General features: G+C 69.1%; 13 protein-coding genes. 10 read left to right on the forward strand and 3 right to left on the reverse strand.

Annotated elements, in window-relative coordinates:
* Nucleotides 1–330: 330 nt before the first annotated feature.
* Nucleotides 331–588, forward strand: a complete 258-nt coding sequence (locus ACQRWP_RS32985) for a WhiB family transcriptional regulator (RefSeq protein ID WP_007455784.1) — start codon at nucleotides 331–333, stop codon at nucleotides 586–588.
* Between the two features lie 85 nt (nucleotides 589–673).
* Here ACQRWP_RS32985 and ACQRWP_RS32990 read toward each other — a convergent pair whose 3' ends face one another.
* Nucleotides 674–1,123 carry a metallopeptidase family protein gene (locus ACQRWP_RS32990; RefSeq protein WP_074316962.1) on the reverse strand — a complete coding sequence of 150 codons (450 nt, stop codon included), beginning with the start codon at nucleotides 1,121–1,123 and terminating at the stop codon, nucleotides 674–676.
* A 153-nt stretch (nucleotides 1,124–1,276) separates the two neighbouring features.
* On the opposite strand from ACQRWP_RS32990, the gene ACQRWP_RS32995 reads away from it, so the two are divergent.
* Nucleotides 1,277–1,645, forward strand: a complete 369-nt coding sequence (locus tag ACQRWP_RS32995; RefSeq protein WP_091394110.1) for a DUF3499 domain-containing protein — start codon at nucleotides 1,277–1,279, stop codon at nucleotides 1,643–1,645.
* Between the two features lie 118 nt (nucleotides 1,646–1,763).
* On the opposite strand, the gene ACQRWP_RS33000 is transcribed toward ACQRWP_RS32995, so the two are convergent.
* Nucleotides 1,764–3,110: an aspartate aminotransferase family protein gene (locus tag ACQRWP_RS33000; protein ID WP_430500036.1), complete on the reverse strand. Its 1,347-nt coding sequence runs from the start codon at nucleotides 3,108–3,110 to the stop codon at nucleotides 1,764–1,766.
* A 207-nt stretch (nucleotides 3,111–3,317) separates the two neighbouring features.
* Between ACQRWP_RS33000 and ACQRWP_RS33005 the strand changes: the two genes are divergently transcribed.
* Nucleotides 3,318–3,524 carry a DUF397 domain-containing protein gene (locus ACQRWP_RS33005; protein ID WP_430503366.1) on the forward strand — a complete coding sequence of 69 codons (207 nt, stop codon included), beginning with the start codon at nucleotides 3,318–3,320 and terminating at the stop codon, nucleotides 3,522–3,524.
* An 83-nt stretch (nucleotides 3,525–3,607) separates the two neighbouring features.
* Here the strand turns inward: ACQRWP_RS33005 and ACQRWP_RS33010 are convergent, their stop codons facing one another.
* On the reverse strand, nucleotides 3,608–4,120 hold the full coding sequence (locus ACQRWP_RS33010) for an Lrp/AsnC family transcriptional regulator (protein ID WP_091394101.1): 513 nt from the start codon (nucleotides 4,118–4,120) through the stop codon (nucleotides 3,608–3,610).
* A gap of 214 nt (nucleotides 4,121–4,334) precedes the next feature.
* Between ACQRWP_RS33010 and ACQRWP_RS33015 the strand changes: the two genes are divergently transcribed.
* From ACQRWP_RS33015 to ACQRWP_RS33045, 7 genes are all read left to right on the forward strand, one after another.
* Nucleotides 4,335–5,519, forward strand: coding sequence for an extracellular solute-binding protein (locus tag ACQRWP_RS33015; RefSeq protein ID WP_430500037.1), 1,185 nt, complete (start codon nucleotides 4,335–4,337; stop codon nucleotides 5,517–5,519).
* Nucleotides 5,519–6,676 carry an ABC transporter ATP-binding protein gene (locus tag ACQRWP_RS33020; protein WP_430500038.1) on the forward strand — a complete coding sequence of 386 codons (1,158 nt, stop codon included), beginning with the start codon at nucleotides 5,519–5,521 and terminating at the stop codon, nucleotides 6,674–6,676. Before ACQRWP_RS33015 ends, ACQRWP_RS33020 begins: the two co-directional genes overlap by 1 nt.
* Nucleotides 6,673–7,581 (forward strand): ABC transporter permease, encoded by a 909-nt coding sequence (locus ACQRWP_RS33025; RefSeq protein ID WP_430500039.1) that lies wholly within the window; start codon nucleotides 6,673–6,675, stop codon nucleotides 7,579–7,581. Before ACQRWP_RS33020 ends, ACQRWP_RS33025 begins: the two co-directional genes overlap by 4 nt.
* Entirely contained in the window at nucleotides 7,581–8,417 is an 837-nt protein-coding gene (locus ACQRWP_RS33030) for an ABC transporter permease (protein WP_430500040.1), read from the forward strand. Before ACQRWP_RS33025 ends, ACQRWP_RS33030 begins: the two co-directional genes overlap by 1 nt.
* The gene (locus ACQRWP_RS33035) at nucleotides 8,414–9,865 is read left to right on the forward strand and encodes an NAD(P)/FAD-dependent oxidoreductase (protein ID WP_430500041.1); all 1,452 of its coding nucleotides are present in this window, start codon (nucleotides 8,414–8,416) and stop codon (nucleotides 9,863–9,865) included. The genes ACQRWP_RS33030 and ACQRWP_RS33035 overlap by 4 nt, the downstream gene beginning before the upstream one ends.
* Nucleotides 9,865–11,046, forward strand: a complete 1,182-nt coding sequence (locus ACQRWP_RS33040) for a saccharopine dehydrogenase family protein (protein ID WP_430500042.1) — start codon at nucleotides 9,865–9,867, stop codon at nucleotides 11,044–11,046. The genes ACQRWP_RS33035 and ACQRWP_RS33040 overlap by 1 nt, the downstream gene beginning before the upstream one ends.
* A 271-nt stretch (nucleotides 11,047–11,317) precedes the next feature.
* On the forward strand, nucleotides 11,318–11,950 hold the full coding sequence (locus tag ACQRWP_RS33045; RefSeq protein ID WP_430503367.1) for a G5 domain-containing protein: 633 nt from the start codon (nucleotides 11,318–11,320) through the stop codon (nucleotides 11,948–11,950).
* Nucleotides 11,951–12,248: the final 298 nt, after the last annotated feature.

The following is a 12,248-nucleotide window of genomic DNA, read 5'->3' on the forward strand; positions in this document are numbered from 1 at the left end:
GTGGAGGTCTCTGGTGCCGTCCGGTCGGCGACTCGTCGGAGAAGCGCCACGGCAGAAAAGTCGGGCAACTCGCCGGAGAGGGCGTTACTCGGTCGGGGTCTGAATCGATAGGGCAGGTTGCGAGGCTGGACGGCCCGAGTGGCCGACCGGGGGTGTCGGGAGGGCGACTCCATTATCAAGTTTGGCTTGACGGCGCACGCATTACACGCGTGTAATTTGAATGGGGTTGTTCGCACGGAACGCAACAAAACGGGACCGGACGGACAAGCACGCCTTTCGCGTGGGGGGTTGCAGCGGCGATGACGCCGGTGCGCGACAAGGAGGCATTTGATGGACGGCCAGCTTGAGGTGGCCGACCTGCTCGGAAACGCGCCGGAGTGGCAGGAGCGGGCCTTGTGCTCGCAGACCGACCCCGAGGCGTTCTTTCCCGAGAAGGGCGGCTCGACCCGCGAGGCGAAGCGGATCTGCTCGCGTTGCGAGGTCAAGACCGAGTGCCTCGAATACGCACTGGGTCACGACGAGCGGTTCGGCATCTGGGGTGGGCTCTCCGAGCGGGAGCGGCGCAAGTTGAAGCGGCGGGCCGCCTGAGCGGTGCAGGTCTGGGCGGGGGGCCGCCTGAGCGGTGTGAGGTCGAGGCGGTGGGGGCCGCCCGACTCTCCGCTCGGGGGTTGGCTCAGGCGAGCTCGTCCGGGTCTACCCCGAGAAGGTTCGCCACCTGTTCGATGATCACGTCATGGACGAGATCGGCGAGGTCCTCACGGTCCATCGCCCGGAACTCCAGGGGCCGTCGGTACAGCACGATCCGCGGCGGCACCTCCTGCCGGCCCGGGCGGCCGGGCAGCAGCCGGGCCAACGGGACCTCGCCGTCCTCCAGCACGTCCGAGTCGTAGACGTTCAGGTCTGGCGGGACGTCCTCAACCGCGAACTCGACCCCGGCCAGCTCCTTGGCGAACCGACGCTCCAGCGTCTCGACGGTGTCCAGGACCAGGTCGTCGAAGACCTCGGCCTTGGTCCGCGCCAGCGGCACGGTGGCCGGCACCAGCCGCCCGCGCAGGCCGCGCCCGTGCCGGTCACGATGCGCACGCCGGCCGGAGCCGGGGCGGCGGTGTTCCGGGCTCGTCATGAGGCAAAGGGTAGCGCCCGTCTCGGGCTGGTCAGCGGCAGCGCCGCTCCCGTGGCGCGGCGCGCCCAGGACGTTCGACTGTGATCACCATGACGGGCGTGTCGCAACGCGAAGCGATGCGCCGGACCCGGTAATGGAGATACCCTGCCGCACGTGAGGTCACCACGGCGCTGCTCCCGTAACGGCTGCCCCCGGCAAGCGGTCGCCACATTGACCTATGTCTACAACGAGTCGACAGCGGTGGTGGGGCCGCTGGCGGCGTTCGCCGAGCCGCACACGTACGATCTGTGCGAGCCGCACGCCCGCAGTCTCACCGCGCCGCGAGGCTGGGACGTCGTCCGACACGAGGGCGAGTTCGAGCCGCCGCCGCCCACCACGGACGACCTGGTCGCGCTGGCCGAAGCGGTCCGCGAAGCCGCCCGCCCGGCCCCCCGCCCCCCGGAGCCGGACCAGAACCGTCCCGAGAACCCGCACCAGACCGGCCGCCGAGGCCACCTCCGAGTAATCCCCCCCAACCACTAACCCGCGCCCGGCCCGCGCCCGCCCTCACTGGTGTTGATCAAGAGGTTTCGGTCATCAGCCGGCGCGCTTTTGACGCAAACCTCTTGATCAACACCAGTGCACCAGTGGGTGGGTGGGGTTAGAGCTTGGTCCAGGCTTGGGTTAGGACTGTGCGGAGGATCTGCTCGACCTCGTCGAAGTGCTGCTGCTCGGCGATCAGGGGAGGGGCCAGCTGGATGACCGGGTCGCCCCGGTCGTCGGCCCGGCAGTAGAGGCCGGCCTGGAACAGGGCGGTGGAGAGGAAGCCGCGCAGCAGGCGCTCCGACTCGGCCTCGGTGAAGGTCTCCCGGGTGGTCTTGTCCTTGACCAGTTCGATGCCGTAGAAGTAGCCGTCGCCACGGACGTCGCCGACGATCGGCAGGTCGTACAGCTTCTCCAGGGTGGCCCGGAAGGCGTCCTCGTTGGCGCGTACGTGCCCGACCAGGTCCTCGCGGGCGAAGACCTCCAGGTTGGCCAGGGCCACCGCGCAGGAGACCGGGTGGCCTCCGAAGGTCACCCCGTGGGCGAACATGCCGGTCTCGGTGAGGAACGGTTCCATCAGTCGGTCGCTGGCGATCATCGCGCCGAGCGGGGCGTAGCCGGAGGTGATGCCCTTGGCGGTGGTGATGATGTCGGGTTGGTAGCCGTAGCGCACCGCGCCGAAGTACTCGCCCAACCGCCCCCACGAACAGATCACCTCGTCCGAGACGAGCAGCACGTCGTACGCGTCGCAGATCTCCCGTACCCGCTCGAAGTAGCCGGGCGGCGGCGGGAAGCACCCGCCGGAGTTCTGTACGGGCTCAAGGAAGACCGCGGCGACCGTGTCCGGCCCCTCCCGCTCGATGGCCCGACCGATCTCGTCGGCGGCCCAGCGGCCGAACGCCTCGGGGTCGTCGCCGTGCTCGGGCGCCCGGTAGAAGTTCGTGTTCGGCACCTTGATCGCGCCCGGCACCAGTGGCTCGAAGTCGCTCTTGATGCCGGGCAGGCCGGTGATCGACAGGGCGCCCATGGAGGTGCCGTGGTAGGCGATGTACCGGCTGATCACCTTGTACTTGTTGGGCTTCCCGGTGCGCTTGAAGTACGCGCGGGCCAGCTTCCACGCCGCCTCGACGGCCTCGGAGCCGCCGGTGGTGAAGAAGATCCGGTTGAGGTCGCCGGGGGTGAGCGCGGCGATCCTCTCGGCCAGCTCGATGGCCTTTGGGTGCGCGTACGACCAGAGCGGGAAGTAGGCCAGTTCGCCGGCCTGCTTGGCGGCGGCCTCGGCCAGTTCGGTGCGGCCGTGGCCGGCGTTGACCACGAAGAGCCCGGCGAGCCCGTCCAGGTAGCGGCGACCCTGCGCGTCCCACACGTACGCTCCCTCACCGCGCACGATGGTCGGCACCTCGCCGGCGGAGTAGCTCGCCATCCGGGTGAAGTGCATCCAGAGGTGGTCGGTGGCGTTGGCCATGTCAGCCCCATCGGTCGTCGGGCCGGTCAAAGGGGTGAGGCCGGCCGCTCTGCCAACGGTTATCGCACAGTCTCAGCCTCCGAAGCAAGTGTTATCGGCGGTATCACGGTCAGTTGGCGACGGATTTAGCGCACAGGAGTCATGGATGCAACGGAATCCGTACTGCCGCTGACCCGGTTGATCGGCGGTCGGCAGGAGGCGGAGCCCGTGGCACACCGGGCTGGCCGGCCCAGCAGCAACAACGGTGGTGCCTGCGTCGAGGTGGCCGACAACCTGCCCGGCCTGGTGCTGGTGCGCGACAGTAAGGACCGCGACGGCGGCGCCCTGGCCTTCGCGCCGACCGCCTGGTCGTCGTTCGTCGGCGCGGTAGGCGCGGTCGGCGCAGCCGAAACGGTCCGCGCGACGGGTCGCTGATCCACTCGGGTTCACGGAAACCGGGGCATCACGGCGGCCCGAACACCCCGACTTCCGCAAAGCCGAGTGAATCAAGGGGAAGCTCAGGCCGTACCCCAGGTGTAGGTCTGCTTGCGCAGCTTGAGATAGACGAACGCCTCGGTGGAGAGCACCCCGGGCACCGCGCGCAGTCGTTGCAGGATCTCCAGCAGGTGGTCGTCGTTGCGGCAGACCACCTCGGTGAGCAGGTCGAACGACCCGGCGGTGATAACCACGTAGTCGACCTCGTCCAGCTCGGCCAGCCGGTCCGCGACCGCTTCCAGGTCGCCGTCGGTGCGTAGGCCGATCATCGCCTGCCGGTTGAAGCCGAGCTGGAGCGGATCGGTCACCGCCACGATCTGCATCACGCCGGAGTCGAGCAGCCGCTGCACCCGCTGCCGGACCGCCGCCTCGGACAGCCCCACCGCCTTGCCGATCGTCGCGTACGGGCGGCGGCCGTCCTCCTGGAGCTGCTCGATGATCTGCTTGGCCACGTCATCCAGCAGAGCGTGATTGGCGCCGTCACGGACAGCGACGCGTCGACCGCCATTGCTGTTCTCGTGCTGCCGGTTTGTCATTGCCCGCTCCCCATGTCCCGAATCGTGATGTCGCGCGTGTATCCCCGCGTAGTCTGGCGTATTTCGTCGTGCATCGCTATTCCCGCAACGGAATCCCTTGTAAGGGAGGTCACCTCATGTCAGGATCAGTCGTCCATGGCACTTGACCCTCCCGACATTCCCGCCGGCGTGCCTCCCCGTCCCGCCCGCCGACGATGACCCCCTAGGAGTCGTCATGCGTACTCCCCTCCGGCCCCTCTCCCGGCGTGGACTGCTCACCGGCACTCTCGGTTCGGCCGCCCTGCTCACCATGGGCGGCAGCCTCGCGGGCTGCGGCACCAAGGGTGCGCAGCAGACCGAAGCTGGCTGCGTCAGCGAGGACCTCTCCGGCACCGAGAAGAAACTGGCCTTCGCGAACTGGCCGCAGTACATGGACGTGGACGACACTGACGAGTCCAAGCGACCGAGCCTCGACGAGTTCATCACGAAGACCGGCATTCAGGTGACCTACACCGAGGACATCAACGACAACAACGAATTCTTCGGCAAGGTGCAGAACCAACTCGCCGCCTGCCAGAGCACCGACCGGGACATCATCGTGCTGACCGACTGGATGGCGGCCCGGATGATCCGGCTCGGCTGGATCCAGAAGCTGGACCCGGCGAAGATCCCGAACGTGCAGGCCAACCTGCTTCCGTCTTTACTCAACCGCCCCTTCGACGCCGAGAACCGGATCTCCATTCCGTGGCAGTCCGGCCTCGCCGGCCTGGCGTACAACGGCAACGTCACCAAGGAACTGCGGACGGTCGACGAACTGCTCACCCGCCCCGACCTCAAGGGCAAGGTGACAGCGCTCAGCGAGATGCGCGACACCATGGGCCTGCTGCTCGGGTCCAACGGGCACGACCCGGCGAACTTCACCGCCGCCCAGTTCGACGACGCCCTCAACAAGCTCAAGAAGGCCGTCGACTCCGGGCAGATCCGCAAGTTCACCGGCAACGACTACGCGCCCGACCTGGCCAAGGGCGACATCGCCGCGTGCATCGGCTGGTCCGGCGACGTCATCCAACTCTCCACCGAGGACGAAAAGGTGCGGTTCGTCGCGCCGGACTCCGGCGTGATGCTCTACAGCGACAACATGATGGTCCCCAACAAGGCCACCCACAAGGGCAACGCCGAAGCCCTGATCAACTACTACTACGAGCCGGCGGTCGCCGCGAAGCTCGCCGCGTACGTCAACTACATCTGCCCGGTCAAGGGCGCTCAGGCCGAGATGGAGAAGATCGACCCCGAGCTGGCCGCCAACCCGCTGATCTTCCCCGACGAGGCGCTGCTGTCGAAGTCCAAGGTGTTCATGGCCCTGGACGAGAAGCAGGAGAAGGAGTACGAGGGCAAGTTCCAACAGGTCATCGGGGCGTGATGAGGATGGCGCGCGAGACACCCGCCGGCGACCTGCGCCTGGCCAACCTCACCAAGCGGTTCGGCGTCTTCACCGCGGTCGACGACCTGAGCCTGACCATCGAGCAGGGCTCGTTCTTCGCGCTGCTCGGGGCGTCCGGCTGCGGCAAGACCACCACGTTGCGGATGATCGCCGGCCTGGAGGAGCCGACCAGCGGCCAGGTGCTGCTCGGTGACCGGGACATCGCCCGGCTGCGGCCGTACAAGCGACCGGTCAACACCGTCTTCCAGAGCTACGCGCTCTTCCCGCACCTCACCATCTTCGAGAACGTCGCCTTCGGGCTGCGCCGACGCGGCATCCGCTCGGTCGACGACGAGGTCACCCGGATGCTGTCGCTCGTGCAACTCGACGGCTACGGCAACCGCCGCCCCGCCCAGCTCTCCGGAGGTCAGCAGCAGCGGGTCGCGCTGGCCCGCGCCCTGATCAACCGGCCGCAGGTGCTGCTGCTCGACGAGCCGCTGGGCGCACTCGACCTCAAGCTGCGCCGACAGATGCAGATCGAGCTGAAGCGCATCCAGACCGAGGTGGGCATCACCTTCGTGCACGTCACCCACGACCAGGAGGAGGCCATGACCATGGCCGACACCGTCGCGGTGATGAACGCCGGCCGGATCGAGCAGTTGGGTGCCCCGGCCGACATCTACGAGTTTCCCGCCACCGCCTTCGTGGCGAACTTCCTCGGCCAGTCCAACCTGCTCGCCGGCGAGGCCACCGGCGCCAGCGGCGGCGACGTCGCGGTGACGGCGCACGGCACGCGCTTCTCGGTGCCCGCCGGCCGGTCGCGGGCCGACCACGGCCCGGTCCACCTGGGGGTACGCCCGGAGAAGCTGATTCTGGTCGGCTCCGCCGACCAGGTGCCCGCCGGGCATCAGCACGTCACCGGGGTGGTCACCGACGCCTCCTACGTGGGAGTCAGCACGCAGTACCTGCTGCGCACCGGCTGGGGCACCGAGTTGTCGGTCTTCGCCGCCAACAGCGGGACGTCGACGCGAGTGGCGCTCGGCAGCGAGGCCGTCGCGTACTGGGATCCGCAGCACGCCTTCCTGCTGCCCCGCGACGCCGCCGACACCGACCGGACATCGCCGGTGCTCGACGAGCCGGTGGGTGCGTCGTCGTGACCCTGCTGGCCCCCACCGGATCGGGGCACCCGCCACCCGCGCCACCGGCAGCCCGGTCCGGGCGACGCCGGCTTCTGCCGTACCTCCTGTTGTTGCCCGGTGCGGCCTGGCTGCTCATCTTCTTCGGCGTGCCGCTGGTGCAGTTGGCGGCGGCCAGCCTGTACGACCCCAGCGGCTCGCTCTCCACCGGGTACGCGATGACCTGGGCGGTCAGCAACTACCCGGACGTGGTGCAGGCGTACTGGCCGCAGTTCCTGCGCTCGTTCGGCTACGCCGGGTTGGCCCTGGTGTTGGCGTTGCTACTGGGCTACCCACTGGCGTACGCCATCGCGCAGAAGGCCGGCCGCTGGAAGAACCTGCTGCTGGTGTGCGTCGTCGCGCCCATGTTCACCAGCTTCCTGGTCCGCACGCTGGCCTGGAAGACGATCCTGTCGGACAACGGCGCGCTCGTCGGTCTGCTGCGCGACGTGCACCTGCTCGCCCCGGACGGTCGGCTGTTGGCCACCCCGTTCGCTGTGGTGCTCGGCCTGACGTACAATTTCCTGCCGTTCCTGGTGCTGCCGCTGTACGCGAGCCTGGAGCGGCTGGACCCCCGGTTGCTGGAAGCGGCCACCGACCTGTACGCGAGCCCGGTGCAGGCGTTCCGTCGGGTGACGCTGCCGCTGTCCATGCCCGGCCTGGTCGCCGGCACGCTGCTGTTCTTCATCCCGGCCAGCGGCGACTACATCAACGCCGAACTGCTCGGTACACCGAACGAATACATGATCGGCAACGTCATCGACTCGGCGTTCCTGGTCCGACTGGACTACCCGCAGGGCGCCGCGCTGTCGTTCCTGCTGATGGCGGCGATCCTCGCGGTGGTCTTCGGCTACCTCCGTCGAGCCGGCACGGAGGAGGTCCTCTAATGCGACTCTCGCGCTGGTTGGCGGACCGCTGGGTGATGATCGTGGGGTTGCTGGTGCTCGGCTACCTGGCGCTGCCGATCCTGGTGGTGGCCGCGCTGTCGTTCAACCGGCCGTCGAGCCGACTGTCGTACGACTTCAACGAGTTCACGCTGGACAACTGGCGGCAACCGTGTGCCACCTCGGACATGTGCGACGCGGTGGTCCGCAGCGTGCAGATCGGCTTTCTCGCCACAGTGGTCGCCACAGTGCTCGGCACCCTGATGGCGTTCGCGCTGGTCCGGCACCGCTTCCGTGGCCGATCCGGGATCAACGTGCTGATCTTCCTGCCGATGGCCACCCCGGAGCTGGTGATGGGCACGTCGTTGCTGGCCCTGTTCGTGTCGGCGGGCGTACCGCAGGGTTTCTGGACCATCGTGATCGCGCACGTGATGTTCTGCGTGTCGTTCGTGGTGGTGACAGTGAAGGCACGGCTCGCCGGGATGGACCGGCGGCTGGAGGAGGCCGCCATGGACCTCTACGCCAACGAGTGGCAGACCTTCCGGCGGATCACCCTGCCGCTGGTGCTGCCCGGCATCGTGGCCGCCGCGTTGCTGGCCTTCTCGCTGAGCTTCGACGACTTCATCATCACGAACTTCAACGCCGGCACCACAGTCACGTTCCCGATGTACGTCTGGGGCGCTGCCCAGCGTGGCATTCCCCCGCAGGTCAACGTGATCGGCACCGCGATGTTCGCAGTCGCGCTGCTGCTCGTGGGGCTCAGCTCGCTGCGCGGTCGACGGGCCCGCCGCGCCAACCTGCTGGCCGGGCCGTCAGGTCACCTGCGTCGGTCGTCATGACGCTTCCGCATACCGGCCGGGCGTTGGCCGACGCGGCACCCGTGCCGTACTGGCTCGATCGCCCGGACCGCCCCGACCCGCTGCCGCCACTGGCTGGTCGGCACTCCGCCGACCTGCTGGTGATCGGCGGCGGTTACGGCGGACTGTGGACCGCATTGTTGGCGAAGCAGGCGGGCCCGGACCGTGACGTGCTGCTCGTCGACGCCGGGACCTGCGGTTGGGCCGCGTCCGGGCGTAACGGCGGGTTCTGCGCCGCCTCGCTGACCCACGGCCTCGCCAACGGCGTCGACCGGTTCCCCGACGAGGTCGGCGAGTTGGAACGCCTCGGCCGGGAGAACCTGGACGCCATCGCCGCCACCGTCGCCAAGTTCGACATCGACTGCGACTTCGAGCGCACCGGTGAGCTGGCCGTCGCCGTCGAGCCGTACCAACTCGACGGACTGGCCGCCGACGCGGACCTGGCCCGCCGGTACGGCCACCGGGTGCGGCTGCTCGACCGGGACGAGGTACGCGCCGAGGTGCACTCACCGACGTACCTGGGTGGGATGTACGACGCCGACCGGGTCGCCATGGTGGACCCGGCGAAGCTGGCCTGGGGGCTGCGCCGCGCCTGCCTCGACCTCGGCGTACGCGTGCACGAGCACACCCGGGTCACCGGCCTGCGCGCCGACAACGCGGCGCTGCACGCCAGCACCCTGGGCACCGATCCCGCCGCCCACCCGGCCGACAACCGGGCCGCCGGCCAACCCGGCTCGATACGGGCGCGCCGGGTCGTGCTGGCCACCAACGCCTTCCCGCCGCTGCTGCGCCGCCTGCGGGCGTACCTGGTGCCGGTCTACGACCACGTGCTGATGACCGAACCGCTCACCCCGGGCCAGCGCGACGCCATCGGTTGGCGCAACCGGCAGGGGCTCGCCGACACCGCCAACCAGTTCCACTACTACCGGATCACCGCCGACGGGCGGATCCTCTTCGGCGGCTACGACGCCGTCTACCACTACGGCAACCGGGTCGCGCCCGAGTTGGAGCAACGACCGGCCACCTTCACCACCCTCGCCCGCCACTTCTTCACCACGTTCCCGCAGCTCGCCGACGTGCGGTTCAGCCATCGCTGGGGCGGTGTCATCGACACCTGCACCCGGTTCTGCCCGTTCTTCGGCACCGCCTACGGCGGTCGGCTGGCGTACGCGGCCGGCTACACCGGCCTCGGCGTCGGGGCCACCCGCTTCGGCGCCCGGGTGCTGCTCGACCTGCTCGACGGCGGGAACACCCCGCTGACCCGGCTCGACCTGGTTCGCCGCAAGCCACTGCCGTTCCCGCCGGAACCCGTCCGCGCGGTCGGCATCAATCTCACTCGCTGGTCACTGGCCCGCGCCGACGCGCGCGAGGGCCGGCGCGACCTCTGGCTCCGTACTCTCGATCGTTTCGGTTTGGGGTTTGATTCCTGATGCGTGTCCTCCTCGTCGGCGCCGGTGGCGTCGGCTCCGCCGCCGTAGCCATCGCCGCCCGACGGACCTTCTTCGAGACCATGGTGGTCGCCGACCACGACCCCGTTCGCGCCCAGCGCGCGGTCGCCGGGCACGGTGACCGTTTCGTCGCCGCCCAGGTGGACGCCTCCTCGGCCGACGCGGTCACCGCGTTGTGCCGGGAGCACCGGATCACTCACGTGCTGAACGCCGTCGACCCGCGGTTCGTCATGCCGATCTTCAACGGCGCGTTCGCGGCCGGCGCGGACTACCTGGACATGGCGATGTCGCTGTCGCACGTCGAGACCGGCGTGAAGCTCGGCGACGAACAGTTCGCGCTGGCCGACACCTGGTCGGCGGCCGGTCGGCTGGCGCTGTGCGGCATCGGGGTCGAGCCTGGCCTCTCCGACGTGTTCGCCCGGTACGCCGCCGACGAACTGTTCAGTGAGATCGACGAGATCGGTGTCCGGGACGGGGCGAACCTCACCGTCGACGGGTACGACTTCGCGCCCTCGTTCTCCATCTGGACCACCATCGAGGAGTGCCTCAACCCGCCGGTCGTCTGGGAGAGGGACCGGGGCTGGTTCACCACCGAACCGTTCTCCGAGCCGGAGGTCTTCCACTTTCCGGAGGGGATCGGGCCGGTCGAGTGCGTCAACGTCGAGCACGAGGAGGTGCTGCTCATCCCGCGCTGGGTCAAGGCCCGGCGGGTCACCTTCAAGTACGGCCTCGGCGACGAGTTCATCGAGGTGCTCAAGACGCTGCACAAGCTCGGCCTGGACGCGGTCTCCCCGGTGCGGGTACGCGGCGTCGACGTCTCCCCGCGCGACGTGGTGGCCGCGAGTCTGCCCGACCCGGCCACGCTCGGTGCCCGGATGCGCGGCAAGACCTGCGCCGGCACCTGGGTACGCGGCCTCGGCCCGGACGGGCAACCCCGCGAGGTCTACCTGTACCACGTGGTCGACAACGAATGGTCGATGCGGGAGTACGGGCACCAGGCGGTGGTCTGGCAGACCGCCGTCAACCCGGTCGTCGCGTTGGAGTTGCTCGCCAGCGGCGCGTGGGCCGGTGTCGGGGTGCTCGGGCCGGAAGCGCTGCCCCCGATGCCCTTCCTCGATCTGCTGAACGGTTACGGGTCGCCATGGGCGATGGAGGAGCGGTGAGCCCGCCCCGCTGACGGCATCGCGACAGTTTCGTCGTCCCCGGTGGACATCCGATCGCCTGCCGACGCGGTACGTGCAGATCTGTGGCTTTTGTTGGCGCTGACACCCGCATGATCGGCCCTGCCCTGCCGACCTGCCGGGTTGCCGCGCCTGTCGACTCGTCGCCCGCAATCGCGCCCACTGATCTTTCCCGCGAAGCGAAAAGCGCAGGTGACGAACGCGACGGGGGATATTGCAGAATGTGTTTGCGACGACACTCATCGCCGTGACGATGCAACCACCACAGAACCCGGGGCCGCCGTACCCGCCGTCGTTCGGCCAGACGCCCCGACCGAACTGGTTCCGCCGGGCCACTCCCGCCAGCCGGGTCGCCGTGATCCTCGGCTCGGTGACGCTCTCGATCCTGCTGCTCTGCTGCACCGGCACCGCCATCGTCGGCGCGTTGACCGGCGAGCCGGAGCCGACCAAGACCGGCACCGCCGCCGAGCAGCCGCAGCAGCCGATCCTGGCCGCGCCCGGCGAGCCGACCCAGGAAGCCCCGGCCCAGGAGGAGTCGCCGCTCGCCGCGCCCTCCACCGTGCCCTCGTCGGCGCCTTTGTCGGTCGCACCCAGCCCGTCCAGCGCGGCAGCCGTGCCGGTGGTGCAGGTGACGACCGTGACGGAGCGGGCCACGGTCCGGTACGGCGAGCGGACCGTCAAGGACTCGTCACTGGCCGAGGGTAAGCGGGTCGTCCGGACCAAGGGCGTGAACGGCGTCCGGACCCTGACCTACGAGGTGACCACCACCGATGGCGTGCGGACGGCCAAGAAGCTGGTCAAATCCGCCGTGACGAAGCAGCCGGTGACCCAGGTCGTTGCCGTCGGCACCAAGAAGCCGCAGTCGTCGAAGTGCGACCCGAACTAAAGCGGCTGCGTCCCGATCGCCAGCGACGTCGACTGCGCGGGTGGCAGTGGCAACGGCCCCGCCTACGTCAGCGGGCCGATCAGGGTGCTCGGCGACGACATCTACGACCTCGACCGAGACGGCGACGGCATCGCCTGCGACTGATCCCAATCACGCCCCGCCCCGCCCTGACCGGGTGGATCATGGAGTTGTGGTGGGATGAATGCGCTATTACATGGCATCTGTCCCCCACCACAACTCCATGATCGACCCGGCCGGCCGGCCTGTCGTATAGCACCCAGGGGGACGGCTGCGGGGG

It is taken from the genome of Micromonospora trifolii, from assembly GCF_050516465.1.
GTDB classification, from domain to species: domain Bacteria; phylum Actinomycetota; class Actinomycetes; order Mycobacteriales; family Micromonosporaceae; genus Micromonospora; species Micromonospora trifolii.

What these genes read in the sequence shown, in the direction of transcription:
- ACQRWP_RS32985 (WP_007455784.1), top strand. Translation starts at nt 331, where the DNA reads ATGGACGGCCAGCTTGAGGTGGCCGACCTGCTCGGAAACGCGCCGGAG.
- ACQRWP_RS32990 (WP_074316962.1), bottom strand. Translation starts at nt 1,123, where the DNA reads ATGACGAGCCCGGAACACCGCCGCCCCGGCTCCGGCCGGCGTGCGCAT.
- ACQRWP_RS33000 (WP_430500036.1), bottom strand. Translation starts at nt 3,110, where the DNA reads ATGGCCAACGCCACCGACCACCTCTGGATGCACTTCACCCGGATGGCG.
- ACQRWP_RS33010 (WP_091394101.1), bottom strand. Translation starts at nt 4,120, where the DNA reads ATGACAAACCGGCAGCACGAGAACAGCAATGGCGGTCGACGCGTCGCT.
- ACQRWP_RS33015 (WP_430500037.1), top strand. Translation starts at nt 4,335, where the DNA reads ATGCGTACTCCCCTCCGGCCCCTCTCCCGGCGTGGACTGCTCACCGGC.
- ACQRWP_RS33020 (WP_430500038.1), top strand. Translation starts at nt 5,519, where the DNA reads ATGAGGATGGCGCGCGAGACACCCGCCGGCGACCTGCGCCTGGCCAAC.
- ACQRWP_RS33030 (WP_430500040.1), top strand. Translation starts at nt 7,581, where the DNA reads ATGCGACTCTCGCGCTGGTTGGCGGACCGCTGGGTGATGATCGTGGGG.
- ACQRWP_RS33035 (WP_430500041.1), top strand. Translation starts at nt 8,414, where the DNA reads ATGACGCTTCCGCATACCGGCCGGGCGTTGGCCGACGCGGCACCCGTG.
- ACQRWP_RS33040 (WP_430500042.1), top strand. Translation starts at nt 9,865, where the DNA reads ATGCGTGTCCTCCTCGTCGGCGCCGGTGGCGTCGGCTCCGCCGCCGTA.
- ACQRWP_RS33045 (WP_430503367.1), top strand. Translation starts at nt 11,318, where the DNA reads ATGCAACCACCACAGAACCCGGGGCCGCCGTACCCGCCGTCGTTCGGC.